We start from the raw sequence: 15,736 nt of genomic DNA, 5'->3' as shown, positions 1-15,736 counted from the left end.
GAAAAGCTCGCGCTTATCAGTTTCCTCGATAGTTTCTCCAGGTTTGAGAAATCCACCAGGAAGTGCCCATACGCCTTTATATGGGAATTGTGACCTTTTAATCAGTAGAAGCTTTAACTCTCGATTAGCCAATTTTCTGATATTGCTCTGCTCCCCATCTTGCATAACTGCAAAAGCCACTATGTCTGCCGCGACAGATGGACGATCAAAACTTTCAATATTATAGTTCTCAAGGTATTCCCGCTCCTCGGAACTATTAATGTTATATTTCATGCTACTTCTCATGACAATCAACCTTCTCTCAGCCTAGCTATTTTAGCTTACTATTAAACTATCTTCCCAAAATTATATGGTCTCGATTTGGGGATCAAACATAGGCATAAGCTTTAATTTAAATAGGTTCTGTACATGCTTTTTATCGATTAGCGCCTTTTTTTCTTGATCTTCAATAATGCCTGTTCTAATATACTTATCTAGCATTTCATACGTAAATCCCAGATTGTCCTCATCGGATTTTCCACACAAACCATCGATAGGCACCTTATCGATCAAGACATATGGTAGGTCTAGAAGGCGACCAATCTGCTTAACTTCCGTTACAGTTAAGTTAGACATAGGGCTAAAGTCACCAACTGAATCACCATACCTAGTTGAGTAACCAACCCAGTCCTCCGATAGATTGCATGTGTTAACCACTCTACCATTCACACTTTGGCTAATCGCATACACAGTGGACATTCTAATCCTAGGCGGCAGGTTTTCCCTTGTCTGTTTGGAAATCTCTAAGGTTAAACCATTCTTCTCACCTAATTCTATTTCATTCAGCACCCCATCCACTACAGACTTGATATTAACCTCGATGCTTCGTATGCCTAGATGATTAACTAATAGTCTAGCCATATCGATATCAGCTTGCTCGCCATTAGGCATCATAACACCAATTACGCGTTCTCTACCAAGAGCTTCCACGCATAGAGCTGCAGCAATAGAACTATCCTTTCCACCAGAGATGCCAAGCACAGCATTGCAGCCGGGACCATTTTCCTCGAAGAACTGCCGTATCCATCTAACCACTTCATCTTTAGTTTTATGAGCGTCAAATCTGTATTCCGTCATAACCTTATCCTCTTAAAATATCACAAATTTATTATTATTTACCGTTTAAAATGCACCTTCGTGTAGCACCGCTCTTATTCCCGAAAGCGACTGGTTAATTTTAATTTTACCATCTTTGAAAACAGAAATTAATTCGTTATTTGGATTTCTACACGCTTCTTCCCAAGTATATTCATCTTGATACACAAGCTTCTCATTTTTATACTTAAATACCACACAACAACCCTTCTGAGATTTTTTAAAGCCTCCCTCCTTGGGGTTCTTGAAAATGGGATACGGCTTACCATCTATCTCGCAATAAGTCGCTTTGATGCATGAGCTGAATGTATCTCGTGTAAACGGCTTCAAAACTCCATTCTCTTCTATGCACTGCATCGAAAATGAACCGACACCCAAGGCAACATTCGAACAAGCAAATCCATTATCTTCGAGGATTTTATATACTTCCTCACATCTTTGCACAGTTATCGAGTCCCCATAAATAGCTTTTACATGAGGGTCAAGAATCTTGTAACCCTTGCTATTCACGGTTCCACCAAATTCTTTCCATAGCTTAAATACCGTCTTAGTTACGACCTCTACAGAGTCACCAGAGTCTCCTCTCATCAGCATACAACCATTGTGTGCCATTATTTCAGGCTTTAATATTGGCAGTACGTTGTCAATAATATTCCAGTAATCGTAGGAGTCCAGCACAGCACTGAAGCTAGTATTGGGATAGATATCCGTGAGCAGCCTTCTGAGCAATGTAATTTCATCTCCGTCTATTGCGTAATTGCTACACATTACAGAGTGTTCTGTACTTGGGCTACCATAGGCTACCGGCTCCTTCGTGCAGTCGCAATCGTAATTTGCCTCTAGATAAGGAATCGTCGGTACGGTAGCTGTATTTAGAAATGATAAGCACCAGCCAGCACCAGTCTTTATCGCAGATTCCGTGCACTCCTCACCTCTGAAATCAAAGGCTCCGAGGGCTCTTGCACGCGGAATATTATCGTCACAGGTCTTATCGTAATACTCATTTACAATCTGCCTATACGTATATCCGACAGTGGCAGCAATCATCGGATGCCAACTCTCGGCAGATATTAAGCTTTCAAGCGACTGAGGAAGCCATGCGAAGTCTGGATGTGTGTTGGTAATTCCAAACATTGGAACATGCATTGGTACTAGAGTTCCTTCCGGCAACGCTACAATTTCAATTGGCAAATATCCTAGTTCATGGAGCTTTTCGACTTTCTCTATCTTATACGCTTCACCTCCAAGCGTTCTATCCATGATCCTCTTATAATCTCCAATGACTTCATCAAAAGGTTCTCCGAAGAACTCATCATTAAAATAATCAATTAAGTAAGTCTTGATAAACCCCTGAAGCCCGAACATTACGACTTTATCCCATCTGTCAACACGGCTCATTCTAGGAGTAAAATAAGATACAGACTTTGTAATTCCTTTTGGTAACATCTCCGCATGAACTGCCTTATAGAAATCAATTAGCAACATAGGATTAATCTTCTTTGTGCTCATAACAATCTCCTATCTAATACTCTTCTACAACAATTACAGGATTTTTATTTCCTAAACGATATAAGCTATTAGTTGTATAAATATTTCTTACCAAACCACTCTTAATCATTTCACCATCCCAAACTGAATTTTCTAGGTGAGATACGTATAGGTCAATATCGTTAGCACCCATAGCTTTTAAAGCTTTGGCACTGTGAAAAAAAGTTCCGCCTCGTGAGCATATATCATCAACTATCAGGATATTTTTCCCCGAGACAACATCAGTTTCGCCAAGGACATCAAGTCCTAAAATCTCCCCTGTGCGCCAATCACGGTTTTTCATCCCGAATACATACGGAACATCGCAATTTGACGCTATATGAGAGTATCTTTTCATTGCCCCTTCATCCGGAAAAAACAGAATGGCATTTCTTTCACTTATAACGGTTTCAAGCAACTTTGAAATAATATCCGTCGGTTCAATGATAGAGATGTTGTCGATTAACGCAACACTAACATTTGAATGAGGATCTAACACTTCTACAGAGTCGAATCCAAGCCCATTTATAAACTCAGCAAAATACTTAAGTGTGAATATCTCATCTTGATTATTCACCCTATCCATTCTGGCGTTAGGAATATAAGGCATGAACAGATTAATTCTCTTTACACCATACGCATGAAGGTGTTTAGTGAGAAAATAAATCCTCATGCACTCTTCATCATCGTCATAGAGCCAAGTGATTTTAACTTTTTCTGTATCAGTCAAATATTTGATAAGCTTGGTTCCATCAGGAAAACACTTAGTATCAAGTTCTTTATTATTTACACGAATCATAGTACCCCTCCTAATAACCGATTGATCTATGTAAAATACCTATCATACTAGCTATTCACCTATCACTTTAACCTGACAACATTTCATAGTGGTTAATGCGGCTTTATGAGTTTCTGGTGTTACACCTGCGCAGCAGCTAGCATCAACTGTAACATCTATTTCAGGAAATGATGCTTTAATTATAAGTGCATTTGAGACTACACATATATCTGTGCAGAGCCCAATAATTTCAACATCTTCAAAATCAAAATTATTCCACTCTGTATATCCGAAGCTTGGCTTATTTATATAAGTAGCCCCCTCAACAATAAGTTCTGATGGGATTTTCCAGCCATCTGTATTCTCTATGCAGTGTTCTACAGGCAGATGTCTACCCTCGTTAGTATCGAGATAATTGTGCTTATGAGTATCGCGAGTAAATATGATTTCATACCCTCTAGACTTATATTCATCAATTTTATTTTTAACATTTTGGACTATATTTACTGCCTCTTTCGTTCCTAATGCTCCATCGATAAAATCTTTCTGCATGTCTACGACAATCAATGTTTTTTTCATAGATTCCACCTCATTTCTACTTATTATCGCTTTGATAATATCTTTACGGTTATAACTTAACATCATTTGGATATTAAGTCAATGCTTATAAATAATTTTCAGTAATATGTTGGCTCTCACATATTTCGACGCTAATATTGTAAAAAAATACAAACCGTTGAGGGAGAATAGTAGGTTTAGTTGCAGCAGAGGAGAGATTTGCAGATGGTGAGATTGCAGACTGTATGCGCTTTGCCAAATGGCCTCCTGAGGGCAAACTGAATGAGTTTAACATATAGACTCTAGTAGTGGCGACGGAGAAGATACTTCGTAAACAATATCTGCATATGTTAGTATGCGAAGGAGTGGGCGTTTTTACGTCAATGCCGGGTGGCACCGCAGAAGATTCAACTCTTGTCCCAGCAGTTTTGGGATGGGAGTTTTTTATTACTTTCTTTCACACTTCGCAAATTTGAGCGTATGTACAAAATGCCTCCTAAGATTAATATTAATCTTAGGAGGCGTTTATATTTTTCATAACTCTCTTTTCGCTTATATTAAAATTACTTGAATTAAAACTTTTTCGTTTACATTTACAGTGTAATTCACCCTAGACGGATAATTATCTCCTAGAATTTCCTAGTTCCAGATCTATTTCTTCTACGTTCATACTTGTACGAACATCTGGGTTTTCATCAAACCTTTTGCTCAATTCCTTAGTGACACTAACTCTAAATTCATCACTTGTCTTTTGCCTATAAAAATTAAAAGCATCATAGGCTCCGCTACAGCAATAGCCCCAGTCATCTAAATACCCAATAATATCAAAGACACTATCATTGTACTTTTCAAATCTCTTAGTTGCAGTACTCTTTAAATAACCTGAAATGCAGTAAACAAAGGAGTAGTAGAACTTCGGATCACGAAATGAATTATATTCCGCACTATGAAAACTTGGATCGATAATCCTTGCTTTTTTTACATCTTCAACTGTCGGCTTTGATGATGTCCTGATATCAGTTTGCAGGTAATGATAATATGTTTCTTTGTCAAAAAAACTTCCGTTTACCGCTATTAATGCGCCATAAAAACCGTCTTCATACTTAAATATCATCACAGCACCATTCTTGTATTTACTTTCCACAGGAACTGGTGGCGCAACTCTCTTCTTTGGCTTTTCTTTTTTTACGCTGATTTTCTCCAAAAACTTCTCTAAATACGCATCTCGTTTCTTTAGAAAGTTCTTATCCGCACCAAGTTCTTCAGCAACAGCCAAGTCTTCTTTGTTATTGATGACTTTCTCTATATCAGATAAAAACGCCTCATCTAATTGCCCTACTTCCCACAGGCAGTGCCCGAGGGCAAACATCACGTTAAATCTATCATCGTCATCGATGTCTAAAGATAACTCACTCTTGATATTATTTGGCTCTTCTCCGCGATTATATCTTTCATAAAACTCATCTTTGATATCGAGCGAAGTATCGTTACCGAAGATTGTAGCATTCCATGTTCCCATATTCTTTTAACCACCTTCCAGTTGTTTTATTTAGACCTTTGATTTTATCTCTGACATTAGTTTCCCTACTTAACATATTCCCTCATATAGCTATATTTTAAATTCTATTACACTTTTGGAATTCTTCAAGTTCGGAAATCCATATTCTTCTAATCGATTTAGTGCCACTTGAATTTTCTCATTGATATTTTCCTTATTAACTGGCAAGTTACTTATAATATATATAATTCCATCGTGTTTTGCGGGGAGGATAGATACACATTTATCATCATTATTTATAATGCGAAGAAAATAGACATCGTATTTGGTTTCAATATAAAAATCAAGCTCCTGATTATCATAAATCTCATCTGAAATCATATGAACCTGGGCAACTGTACAGTCTTTCATTTTTATGCTGTCGCTTCCAAAATGCGCTTTACAGTTGCGTTTTCGCTTTTTTCGTTCTATCCATTCTATCCATTCAGTAATCATTTGTATATATCACCTCAAAACTTTCAATTTGAGAATTTATTCTTCCATGAAATACACATATGCTTCCGCTTCAATCTCTCCAAATTGGTTGATAACATTCCCGTCCTGATTAAGAAGTTCACAGCTAAACTGCTTTCCTCCTAATGATGCTTCCACATCTAAAGCAAGAAGCAGTGTATAGTATGTTTCCTTCAGTACCAAATCAATTATTTCGTATAGCTCTTCTTTGCTTTACCCATTCTCTATCAGAGTATTTATTCTTTTTCCGACCTCTGTTTTATAGCTATCATCAAAATATTGTTTTAAACTATTTTCTTTTTCTTCAAAACACTGCTTTACAAAGTCTTTTGCGTTCATTTTCTTCCCTAATTTCACTCTATGTATAATACTATACTTTATTGGTTTGTTATACTTTCCTACAAAATAGATCTAATCCAATCGAATACTTGCTTGGAAAATTTGGATTCCTCAATATCTTCAGCTAGCACTAGTGTTAGCCTATTTATTTTTGATGAATATTTTTTATTAAACATTAATAAAAACGGACTTTCACCAGATAATTCGTCAATATAAAAGCCCTTTTCATCTATTAGATGAAACATCTCCTCATCTCGGGAAATAAAAATACCCGTTGTTTCATCTTCATTATCAATAACGAAGCATGGATTTTCCCAAAACGGAATACTTTCTTTTATTTTTTCAATAAGAGCATCCTGACTTTTATTAGTATATAATATGTAATCAACACCTGTGATCATGATTTTACCTATTCACCCCAAGATTTAGTCGCCTTTAAACATTATATCAAGCCATTTCTTTGCATTTTCGCAGTGGCGTTGAATGATCATTTGTAAAGGCTTCCCACTGCCAATCCTCACCACCTACGCATCCGATTTTAGTATATTCCTCCAAAAACTCTTGGAATGAATTTGCCATTACATATCCATGTAGCTCGCTTCCATCATGGCTTAGATATACGATTTTTCCATAGCTTTCTTCTTCCAAATCAATAGCAAATAAATCGCCATTGCTTACTTTCTGGAAGGCTAATTTATTGTGAAAAATCTTGTCATATGGCTTATTGTAATCAGGATAACAAATATCAATCCATCCCATTCTGCTTTCTTCACAACTATTGATAATATCAACGCCAAGATACAAATTACCTGAAAAAATTTCCACTAATTCATTTGGTAACTCTAACAATTCTTCATCATCACGATAGAGATTCCAGAAAAATTCTAAATGTGACGAGACATTAATAAGTACCCACCTGAAGTCATCCGGTAATTTATATCCCAATTCTTTTTCAAGCTTCAGGATTTCTTCTTCCGTTGCAGCTTCCTTGCAAACTATTTTACTTGTAGTTCCACCTAATTCGTCAACTCTATTCTTAAAACGATTAAGTCTCTCTAAGATTATCTCTTTCGTGATGGTATTCATAAGCTATGCTCCCTCGGATATTTCTAAATAATTATATTTAAATATATATCGTCTACATTGACTTTGTTTCGGGTAATTTTAAACCATATTCTAAAATAAACTGTTCTTTCTCAGAATTTATTTTTCGCTTTTCTTGTAAATATTCCTTTAGCTCTATTTCCCCACTGTGTCTTTGCTCAGTTAGGTTTTTCTCTCTCTTCACTATTTCAAGATATGAAACTATAGTGAAAAACGATGCGCCCGGATTTACCTTTTTGACCCTTGAATATTCAACCACATCATACTGCAAATCGAACATTTTGATATTAGGTGTAACTTTGATAAAGTACCTGTTTAGTTCATTTTTCCCAAATTCCTTTTCTAATATCTCCCATTGCTCGTTTGCCAGAACGCAAAATGCGAGAGTATCATCTTGGGCGCTGTCGACAAATAGACGAATCGAAAAATCATCTTTGATTACTTCGTTTATCGATTTTATCGTTGTATCTCTATCCATCTTTTCTTGATAAGGGATTCTAAGCTGTCTATCTTTATAGTTTAGAACAATATCATTCCCATACGGCTTTTTATTATTCTCCATACGGACGGAAATCAGATTGCCTATTGCCTGATTGAAATACTTTACAACATCCTCGTCATACTCGCGCCAATCAATTTCAACGAGCACATTACTTTTCCAAAGCTGATCTGCATTTTGTGGATTTGCCAAAAAATCCTTGATTGCTTCATTTCTTTTATTCATAATTACCTCGCGGATTTTTTATATAAGGAAACTAACTTCTTTGGTAGTTCCTGCATGTTTTCCTCACACAGCTTATATAATTCAAGACCTTTTTCTGTGAAGCCAAACTTTTCTATATACGCAAGCACAAATTCACCTTGAATGCTTTGATGTTCACCATCACATATAGCTAAATAGTCGCAGACCAGCCTATGATATTTTTCGTCGTAAAGACCTAATGCAAACACCGCAAAGCTTCCCGGCATCGCACAAAACTCGTCGTTCAAATTTAGATACCATTCAAACTCTTTCATAACTAACCTTGCATATCGCTCAATTTTATCGTGAATCTCAGGATAGAGAATTGCATTTGCAAAAAATTGATTTACCCCCTTCTTCGGAATCTTCTTTATAGGGAGATATATTTTATTAGAACTTTTAAATTCAATTGAGTAGCTCGGCGAAAAACCATATTCGAACAGCTTACATAGATAATCTAAAGCTTTACTATATATTTCTTCACACTCATTTTTCACTGATATTTTGATAATTGCAAAGGCGTCATTTGAAGTGCAAGAAAAATCCTCCGTCTTGCATTCTGCGATTTCCTTTGGGATTGATCCGCTACCGTTTTTCTTTATCTGAGCCGGCAGCTTGCTTCCCAGCGCTGTGACTAAATCGAATACTTCTTTGGTATAGTTTTTATCAAAGCTATGTCCATATTTGGTAAAACACACTGCAATAAAACATGCAAATTTAAGATGCTCCTCAGATAACGTATATCCCTGATTCTCCGGCTTTAGTACCCATTTATGATTATACTTATTGTCATTTTCATCATAGAAAAATGGAGTGATTATCAATCGCTCTATCCACTTACTTAATACTCGGTCGACATCATAATGCCAACCACACAAAACTCTCATCTTATCGGTAAAATGTTCAGCATCTCTGCTAACAAAACCCGATAATTGCAGTTCGAACAAATAATAATTTAGGACAGCCTCCACCAAAAGCTCATGACCTTCTACTCTAAAGCATGGCCATGATGGATAACCGGCTTTTGCTCTCGTTCGAGACACACGGGCTTTACCCTCTTGTACATCTTTGATGCATACGTCAAAATATTTTCTTAAGCCTTTATCTCTGAGAACATCATCAAATACGATATATGTTGGTTTATTGCCCATTAGCTTCGTTCCTTCCAAATGTCCTAAAACATAATAAAACTAGTTATTACCGTTGTTTCAAATACCCAATTATGTCTCATCAACCTCAAAACCTCTTATCAGTTCCCATGTATCTTTAAATTTAAAATTCGAAGTCTTTTTGTCTATAGTAATTCTATTGTAAATATCCTCAAGCGTGGAAGTAGGCGAGAGAATTCCTAATACATAATCTTCCAATTCCACTCGTCCAATCTTCACAAATCTGTCTATAAGCAAGCCTAGGTCTTTATGGTTAAACCAACAGTCTGTCTTCAGGCAGTATGATGTATTCTGCTTGCCACAAGCAATTTCACTGTTTATGAAATCATCGATACTAGGTTTTTCTTTCTGCAGTAATCGTGTACATGCCAAGTGGTATTCTATTTTTCTCACTCCTTGATCTACCGAAGATACAAAGCAAACTCCATACTCATCATCAAATTTTATCGCAAGAACATCTCCTGTTTGAAAGAAGGGCTTTCTTGTAGTCTTTGACTTTGGTACTTTGATTGGCTTAGTATTTTCGGTTTCTAGTTGTATTGCTAATTTATCCAAACACTTTTGCCTTTGCTTTAATGCTTTGTCATCAATTTCGAGCCAGAATTCATTTGCTCCTTTTTTGATGATTTCAAATGCTTTCTCTTTTACACCATCTGGAAGATGTCCTATTTTCCATAGCGAATAAGCAAGTGCAGTCCAGTAAATTTCGGAATAAAAATCATCGATGCAATAGTCTTTTTCTTCAGCTAACATGGTCTCTATGATTTTATCTGCACTCACTCCGTCCTTATAGCTTTCAGTAACATAATTATATATGTCATAAGCTGTATCGCTGTCTATAATTTTCACACCATCTATTGCCATAACGAACACTTCCTCCTATTTATACTTTAGCAGTTATAAAGGGGCTATTTCTCAACTTTATACACCATATCTCCACTATTCCAAATATACATAATTGCGGATACTGGCTGCGTTCCTTCTTCCCAAAGCCAGCCTGTATACGTCGTATTGTTACCAAAATACCCTTCAGTAATTATTTCAAATTCTGAGTCTGCATACTCATCCATAAATTGCTGTAAGTCAATAGCCTTTCCGTAAAAACGACCTTCACCTAAAGTTTTGTTAAATATCAATATATCACACATGTCTAGATCGCAATTTTTAAAACATATTTCACCTGGGTATGATTTTTCTTCGCCCTCTGTATATTGAAAAATTTTATTGAGCTTTAATGTCAATCTTTTATTATGAAATTTAATCTCATTTACTTTACTGTCGTGAAGACTGAAAATGATGTTACTGTTTCTATCGTATATAAAATCCATATTATTCCTCACAAAAACGAATTATAAATTGCAATGTAAATTTGAATACTGTGAAGTTACTTCAGTAAGTCCTTACGATATTGCAACGGAATATGTTTCATCGTTCTTCAATAAAGAAGCAGACTAACAAATTCAAGTACCTCGCGTAGCAATAATCAAATAAAAGCCCACCATCAGCAAAGCTATTCCAAGTAGTAATTCAATCAAGCCCACTTTTCTGGCATAAGATTCTGTTTTCCTACCGGCTTTGTGGTTAGCTTCAAAGTCATTAATAAGATTGTACTTTTTCTTAAAGTAGATTAAGTATCCGAATATCGAAAAAGTTGCACCAAGTGCTATTAAAATGATTTTTAATAATGTCATAAATTTAAACCTGCAAATTTCCTTTCTAAAACTATATGGCGCATAATTATCTCACCTCTATTTTAAATTTAAGGTATCTATCATCTTTTTCAAGAATGCATATTTTATGCATTCCCCTTTTATCATATATTGTGTGAAGAAAAGCTTTCTACCTGTTCTACTAGATCTAAAATAAGTTCCGAAAAGCTCTCTGCAATTTCCTCAAGGTCAGTATAGTCATTGTTATATCCACGCACTTTACCACTTTCCAGGTCTATAAATACGATGCTTCCATCACCTAAACCTCCAATAGGAAACGTTGGACCGTGTTTACATTCGCTCATATACTCCTCATATGCCTCTTCAAAGTATGTATAGTTTCCCTCCAGCTCCTTCAAGTCAAAAATCCATGGTTCTGACAAATAGCAACCGCCTAGGTTAAGCAGTAGCCAGCGGTACTCTGATGGTATATAGGCATAATTTGCTTCAAATTTTTTTATATCATCCTCCGACACTGGTCGGATACCTTCTGTGAAGGCACTTGTTTCATATGCTAGAGCAATTCTATCACGATATTTTTCCAAATTAATATTACACATTTTGCTCTCCTCGCAACTTTTTAAAAAGGGATTCTAGCAAATTATTCACTTACTAGTAATCCCATGGTTTCAATCCTATATATAGTTTTAAACATTTATTTCGACAGAAAGGCTGTGGCCTTCGCGGTAGCCCACTACAATTCAAACTTCGCTTCGCTCGTTTTCTTTTGTGTGCCTTGCGTGGGTGGTACATCTACTTTCACGAGCTACAGAGTAGTTCGTGAAAGTAGTGTTACCGATTCCACATGCAACGAGTGAACACTAAGTATATCTTATTGACATGTTAGTATGTGGGAACATATCCATGAGCTTTTTAACGATAGGTAACGGCTACCTTTAAAAGGTTTTAGAACAACCAATTTGAAAAATAAAAATTGTATTTTCCCGACTTATCAACTGTCTTAGCTTTTAAAAATTCCTTGAATTCTTCGGCTTCAAATATAATAACAAAATGTTTATCGGTATCCTTAACTGCAAAAATATAGTATTTAAAATGATTAGCATATTCAATTTTATTTTTAAATAGACTATGCCATCCATTCCATTTTTGTTGCTCTGAATAATTACTATAATTTCTACTAATACTAATTTTTATATTATTAGTTCCTAATTTTTCTTTTCCGTTACCTTTACATAACTCCGAAATCAAATATGCTTTGATATCATTATTAATTTTATTATTATCGACATCCTTATATATACATTTATATTTGCATAAATATATTTTTTCTCTATTATCTATGATGTTTTCTGGACATGCTGCGTTTTCATTAGTAGTTTGCACTGAGTACCTTCCGCTATCTGTATTCCCTTTATCAACTAGCATTGCAAGTCCTTCACTGCTATCATTATCATTTGTAGATTCATTGCTATTATTCCCCAATTTTTTTATGCTCTCAGGATTTTCCAATCCATCAGGTGCATAACAATTAATAAATTCACAATTAACAAAATCATTATCTAACACAAATCTTTCAGTAACTGTACATTCTACAAATACTTTATTTTTAAATTTTATTTTTTTAAAGTCAAGTTCTTGTGTCCCGAATTCTATTAAACTAAAGTATTTTACATTTTCATCTTGCAAAATCTCCGATTTTTCAGTTTTATAAATTCCTTTTAGAGTTGGAATAAGAATTTTAGCTAAGTTATCTTTCCATTCATCTTGCAAACCGCCTGGGGAGTTAATATTTCCTAAATATTTTTTGTTACAGATAACAGATAAAACATGTGGATAATTTAGTGATATGTTTATTTCTCTATCAGCGCCCCACTTATTAAACAGTTGATTACAGGTTGTTATTATATAATCCATTCTCCATACATCAATCAATCTAAACTCTTCTCTGCTTGAAATATCCTCTACAACTTCGGATAATTGTTGATCATAATGTTTAACTATTTCCATTGCATTTTCAGTAATCAATCTAGTCTCACTTCTTTTTCTTTCATTAATCGAATATATCCATGTTGGTATAGTTGTAAAAGTTATAGCAATTCCAGTAATTACTTCTCCTTGAACCAGCACCTTTAAAATTTCGTTTTCACCATTGGTTCTGCTATGTAATACAAGAATTGCAATTATTATAATTGCAGCTAGGCATATTCCTGTAATCATAATACCGAATGGCCATTTTTCCTTATTACCCTTTTTGTTATGCATTGAAATTATTCTCTCCTTAAATATATCTGGCCGTATGTTAAAATTTTAATACCTTAAATTTATTTTGTAATTACCTTTTCTGATTGCAAATAAGGTATAATTTGATGCATCCTCATTATTAATTGCTAGACTTTTGACATCAATACCACGCTCTCCACATGCTTTGTCTTCGCAAAATTATCATACGCCTTGATAACCACCGGCTCATACCCAAGCTCCGCGAACTTCTCGAGATTCATTGCCATAGTGTTCGGGTTACACGAAATATAGAGGATCTGCTTTATTCCGTAGCTTGCTAGCATCTCCACAACCTTATCGTGCATTCCCGTACGTGGTGGATCCACAACTATCATATCCGGCTTCTCTGTAACCTCGTCTAGCTTCGCTTTAACGTCACCGCAGATAAAGTGGCAGTTATCGATATCATTCATCTTGGCGTTATCGATTGCCGCATCCACCGAATCCTGCACGATTTCGATTCCATACACCTTCTTGGCTTTAGATGCCATAAGCTGGGAAATAGTCCCAGTTCCGCAGTAGAGATCATACACGACTTTTGAATCAAGGTTTGGAATTAAAGCAAGTGCCTCTCTATAAAGCCTCTCGATTGCCTCGATGTTGGTCTGGAAGAAGGAAAAGGCATTTACCTTGAACTTCAATCCGAGGATTTCCTCGTTGTAGTAATCCCTACCATAAAGAATTTTCACACCTTCGTTGATTACGGCATCTGCTAGGCTGTCATTGAACGTACGCATAACACCTATAAGCTCGTTATCAAGCTTAAGTGCCTGCAACATCTTGAGGTAACCCTGCTCGTCGAATCCATCTTCACTGCTTGTAACTATGTTAACCAGCAGCTCATTAGACTTTACTCCGTGCCTAACAACGAGATTACGAAGAAGTCCCTGATGCGACTTCTTGTGATAGAACGAATAGCCTTTTTCTACACAGAAATCAAGGGTTGCACGAAGCACCCTGTTGAAATCCACAGGAACCAGTTGACATTCATCGCAGGTCACAATTGACATAAAGTGTCTTTTTTTATGCATCCCAAGAGTGAGTTCACCACCGATTTCAAGGTCGCCGAACGTATACTCCATCTTATTTCTATATCTGTATTCCGAGAGAGCCGGAATCAGACCGCTGAATACAGAATCGTCGACCTTGCGCCTCGTCAGCTGCTCTCTGATTATATTCTCCTTCTCACTACGCTGCTCCTCATACGGAACGCCCTGATACAGACAGCCGCCACAGTGCTCGGAAATCGGACAAATTTTAAAATTCTCCATATTTGTTATAGAACTTCCTCTTGTATTCTAGGAATCTATCCTCCTCAATTGCTTTTCTGATGTTTTTCATCATGTTTACCAGGAAATGAATATTGTGTTCTGACAGCAGCATCGAACACAGTATCTCATCATTCTTAAATAGGTGTCTTAGATAGGCACGCGAGTAATTTCTGCAACAGTAGCAGTCACAATCAGGATCCAAAGTGCTGAAATCCCTTGCAAAAACAGCATTCTTGATATTGATTTTGCCTCTGCTCGTCATCGCCATGCCGTGTCTTGCCAGCCTTGTCGGCAGTACACAGTCGAACATGTCAACTCCTCGCTCAACGCTTTCAAACAGGTAATCGGGAGTTCCAACTCCCATCAAGTATCTTGGCTTATCTTCAGGCAGTAAATCAACGCAATCATCAAGTATATCGAGCATAATTTCTTTAGGCTCACCAACGGACAGTCCTCCGATTGCGTACCCAGGAAGATCTATCTCTGTAATCTGCTTGGCACTTATTTCTCTTAGGTCCTTGAACATCCCACCCTGCATGATTCCAAATAATGCTTGCTTCATAGTATCTGAACCTGATTCCATGGCAGCTTTAGTCTCTAGTCTCTTATGGTGATCGTCGCAGCGCTTAAGCCATCTAGTTGTACGCTCGAGTGACCTCTCAACGTATTTCTTCTCAGCTGGATATGCAACGCATTCGTCAAATGCCATCATGATGTCTGATCCTAAGGCTGTCTGTACCTCAATCGAACTCTCCGGCGTCATCATATGCGATGAACCGTCTATATACGATTTAAATTTCGCACCTTCTTCAGTTATCTTACGGAATTTTCCAAGTGAGAATACCTGAAAACCGCCACTATCTGTGAGGATAGGACGATGCCAATTCATGAACTTATGTAAGCCCCCAGCTTCACGGACAATGTCCTCGCCAGGTCTCAGATACAGGTGATAAGTGTTTCCAAGAATGATCTCTGCCCCAGTTTTTTCAACATCTTCAGGCTTCATAGCTTTTACTGTCGCCTGCGTTCCAACCGGCATGAACACCGGCGTCTCAATAGTGCCGTGAGGCGTCGTAATCCTGCCGCGCCTTGCTCCCGTACGCGAGTCTTTTTTAATTAGCTCAAAACTAAGTGATTCTTTCATCTCAATCTC

Annotated in this window: 20 protein-coding genes; all 20 read right to left on the bottom strand. The window is 36.7% G+C overall.

Annotation, left to right across the window (positions count from 1 at the left end; translation table 11 throughout):
• Positions 1-273: NUDIX domain-containing protein (locus tag AXF17_RS05550; RefSeq protein ID WP_169711325.1), on the bottom strand; the 273-nt coding region annotated here is incomplete at its 3' end.
• A gap of 72 nt (positions 274-345) precedes the next feature.
• Complete coding sequence (gene nadE / locus AXF17_RS05545) at positions 346-1,116, bottom strand: NAD(+) synthase (RefSeq protein ID WP_094234167.1); 771 nt, start codon at positions 1,114-1,116, stop codon at positions 346-348.
• A 45-nt stretch (positions 1,117-1,161) separates the two neighbouring features.
• Positions 1,162-2,643, bottom strand: a complete 1,482-nt coding sequence (locus AXF17_RS05540) for a nicotinate phosphoribosyltransferase (protein WP_094234166.1) — start codon at positions 2,641-2,643, stop codon at positions 1,162-1,164.
• 13 nt (positions 2,644-2,656) lie between these two features.
• A complete protein-coding gene (locus AXF17_RS05535; protein WP_094234165.1) occupies positions 2,657-3,460 on the bottom strand; it encodes a phosphoribosyltransferase family protein in 804 nt (267 codons plus the stop codon).
• Positions 3,461-3,511: 51 nt separating this feature from the next.
• Positions 3,512-4,018 (bottom strand): cysteine hydrolase family protein, encoded by a 507-nt coding sequence (locus AXF17_RS05530; protein WP_094234164.1) that lies wholly within the window; start codon positions 4,016-4,018, stop codon positions 3,512-3,514.
• A gap of 601 nt (positions 4,019-4,619) precedes the next feature.
• Positions 4,620-5,516 carry a hypothetical protein gene (locus tag AXF17_RS05525; protein WP_094234163.1) on the bottom strand — a complete coding sequence of 299 codons (897 nt, stop codon included), beginning with the start codon at positions 5,514-5,516 and terminating at the stop codon, positions 4,620-4,622.
• A 90-nt stretch (positions 5,517-5,606) separates the two neighbouring features.
• Positions 5,607-5,990 carry a hypothetical protein gene (locus tag AXF17_RS05520; RefSeq protein ID WP_094234162.1) on the bottom strand — a complete coding sequence of 128 codons (384 nt, stop codon included), beginning with the start codon at positions 5,988-5,990 and terminating at the stop codon, positions 5,607-5,609.
• Positions 5,991-6,026: 36 nt separating this feature from the next.
• A complete protein-coding gene (locus tag AXF17_RS09515; protein ID WP_237049008.1) occupies positions 6,027-6,191 on the bottom strand; it encodes a hypothetical protein in 165 nt (54 codons plus the stop codon).
• A gap of 30 nt (positions 6,192-6,221) precedes the next feature.
• Positions 6,222-6,347 (bottom strand): hypothetical protein, encoded by a 126-nt coding sequence (locus AXF17_RS09700; protein ID WP_257789612.1) that lies wholly within the window; start codon positions 6,345-6,347, stop codon positions 6,222-6,224.
• Between the two features lie 59 nt (positions 6,348-6,406).
• On the bottom strand, positions 6,407-6,748 hold the full coding sequence (locus AXF17_RS05510) for a hypothetical protein (RefSeq protein WP_094234161.1): 342 nt from the start codon (positions 6,746-6,748) through the stop codon (positions 6,407-6,409).
• 46 nt (positions 6,749-6,794) lie between these two features.
• Positions 6,795-7,433 (bottom strand): SMI1/KNR4 family protein, encoded by a 639-nt coding sequence (locus AXF17_RS05505; protein ID WP_207651536.1) that lies wholly within the window; start codon positions 7,431-7,433, stop codon positions 6,795-6,797.
• Positions 7,434-7,485: 52 nt separating this feature from the next.
• Positions 7,486-8,175 (bottom strand): hypothetical protein, encoded by a 690-nt coding sequence (locus tag AXF17_RS05500; protein WP_094234160.1) that lies wholly within the window; start codon positions 8,173-8,175, stop codon positions 7,486-7,488.
• A gap of 2 nt (positions 8,176-8,177) precedes the next feature.
• Positions 8,178-9,344, bottom strand: a complete 1,167-nt coding sequence (locus AXF17_RS05495; RefSeq protein ID WP_094234159.1) for a DUF6138 family protein — start codon at positions 9,342-9,344, stop codon at positions 8,178-8,180.
• 69 nt (positions 9,345-9,413) lie between these two features.
• The gene (locus tag AXF17_RS05490) at positions 9,414-10,226 is read right to left on the bottom strand and encodes a hypothetical protein (RefSeq protein ID WP_094234158.1); all 813 of its coding nucleotides are present in this window, start codon (positions 10,224-10,226) and stop codon (positions 9,414-9,416) included.
• A 44-nt stretch (positions 10,227-10,270) separates the two neighbouring features.
• Positions 10,271-10,690 carry a hypothetical protein gene (locus AXF17_RS05485; RefSeq protein WP_094234157.1) on the bottom strand — a complete coding sequence of 140 codons (420 nt, stop codon included), beginning with the start codon at positions 10,688-10,690 and terminating at the stop codon, positions 10,271-10,273.
• Between the two features lie 132 nt (positions 10,691-10,822).
• A complete protein-coding gene (locus AXF17_RS05480) occupies positions 10,823-11,053 on the bottom strand; it encodes a DUF3784 domain-containing protein (RefSeq protein ID WP_094234156.1) in 231 nt (76 codons plus the stop codon).
• 122 nt (positions 11,054-11,175) lie between these two features.
• Positions 11,176-11,631, bottom strand: coding sequence for an SMI1/KNR4 family protein (locus AXF17_RS05475; RefSeq protein ID WP_094234155.1), 456 nt, complete (start codon positions 11,629-11,631; stop codon positions 11,176-11,178).
• A 346-nt stretch (positions 11,632-11,977) separates the two neighbouring features.
• The gene (locus AXF17_RS05470; RefSeq protein ID WP_094234154.1) at positions 11,978-13,294 is read right to left on the bottom strand and encodes a hypothetical protein; all 1,317 of its coding nucleotides are present in this window, start codon (positions 13,292-13,294) and stop codon (positions 11,978-11,980) included.
• 125 nt (positions 13,295-13,419) lie between these two features.
• Positions 13,420-14,583, bottom strand: coding sequence for a 23S rRNA (uracil(1939)-C(5))-methyltransferase RlmD (gene rlmD / locus AXF17_RS05465; RefSeq protein ID WP_094234153.1), 1,164 nt, complete (start codon positions 14,581-14,583; stop codon positions 13,420-13,422).
• Positions 14,570-15,727, bottom strand: coding sequence for a tRNA guanosine(34) transglycosylase Tgt (tgt, locus tag AXF17_RS05460; protein ID WP_094234152.1), 1,158 nt, complete (start codon positions 15,725-15,727; stop codon positions 14,570-14,572). Before tgt ends, rlmD begins: the two co-directional genes overlap by 14 nt.
• Between the last annotated feature and the right edge of the window lie 9 nt (positions 15,728-15,736).

This window comes from Mogibacterium pumilum, from assembly GCF_002243385.1.
GTDB lineage: Bacteria > Bacillota > Clostridia > Peptostreptococcales > Anaerovoracaceae > Mogibacterium > Mogibacterium pumilum.
This window is presented reverse-complemented; position numbering and strand designations above follow the sequence as displayed.

Bases quoted from the DNA above. Each gene is read 5' to 3' on its own strand.
- nadE (WP_094234167.1), bottom strand. From the start codon at position 1,116: ATGACGGAATACAGATTTGACGCTCATAAAACTAAAGATGAAGTGGTT.
- AXF17_RS05540 (WP_094234166.1), bottom strand. From the start codon at position 2,643: ATGAGCACAAAGAAGATTAATCCTATGTTGCTAATTGATTTCTATAAG.
- AXF17_RS05535 (WP_094234165.1), bottom strand. From the start codon at position 3,460: ATGATTCGTGTAAATAATAAAGAACTTGATACTAAGTGTTTTCCTGAT.
- AXF17_RS05530 (WP_094234164.1), bottom strand. From the start codon at position 4,018: ATGAAAAAAACATTGATTGTCGTAGACATGCAGAAAGATTTTATCGAT.
- AXF17_RS05525 (WP_094234163.1), bottom strand. From the start codon at position 5,516: ATGGGAACATGGAATGCTACAATCTTCGGTAACGATACTTCGCTCGAT.
- AXF17_RS05520 (WP_094234162.1), bottom strand. From the start codon at position 5,990: ATGATTACTGAATGGATAGAATGGATAGAACGAAAAAAGCGAAAACGC.
- AXF17_RS09700 (WP_257789612.1), bottom strand. From the start codon at position 6,347: ATGAACGCAAAAGACTTTGTAAAGCAGTGTTTTGAAGAAAAAGAAAAT.
- AXF17_RS05510 (WP_094234161.1), bottom strand. From the start codon at position 6,748: ATGATCACAGGTGTTGATTACATATTATATACTAATAAAAGTCAGGAT.
- AXF17_RS05505 (WP_207651536.1), bottom strand. From the start codon at position 7,433: ATGAATACCATCACGAAAGAGATAATCTTAGAGAGACTTAATCGTTTT.
- AXF17_RS05500 (WP_094234160.1), bottom strand. From the start codon at position 8,175: ATGAATAAAAGAAATGAAGCAATCAAGGATTTTTTGGCAAATCCACAA.
- AXF17_RS05495 (WP_094234159.1), bottom strand. From the start codon at position 9,344: ATGGGCAATAAACCAACATATATCGTATTTGATGATGTTCTCAGAGAT.
- AXF17_RS05490 (WP_094234158.1), bottom strand. From the start codon at position 10,226: ATGGCAATAGATGGTGTGAAAATTATAGACAGCGATACAGCTTATGAC.
- AXF17_RS05485 (WP_094234157.1), bottom strand. From the start codon at position 10,690: ATGGATTTTATATACGATAGAAACAGTAACATCATTTTCAGTCTTCAC.
- AXF17_RS05480 (WP_094234156.1), bottom strand. From the start codon at position 11,053: ATGACATTATTAAAAATCATTTTAATAGCACTTGGTGCAACTTTTTCG.
- AXF17_RS05475 (WP_094234155.1), bottom strand. From the start codon at position 11,631: ATGTGTAATATTAATTTGGAAAAATATCGTGATAGAATTGCTCTAGCA.
- AXF17_RS05470 (WP_094234154.1), bottom strand. From the start codon at position 13,294: ATGCATAACAAAAAGGGTAATAAGGAAAAATGGCCATTCGGTATTATG.
- rlmD (WP_094234153.1), bottom strand. From the start codon at position 14,583: ATGGAGAATTTTAAAATTTGTCCGATTTCCGAGCACTGTGGCGGCTGT.
- tgt (WP_094234152.1), bottom strand. From the start codon at position 15,727: ATGAAAGAATCACTTAGTTTTGAGCTAATTAAAAAAGACTCGCGTACG.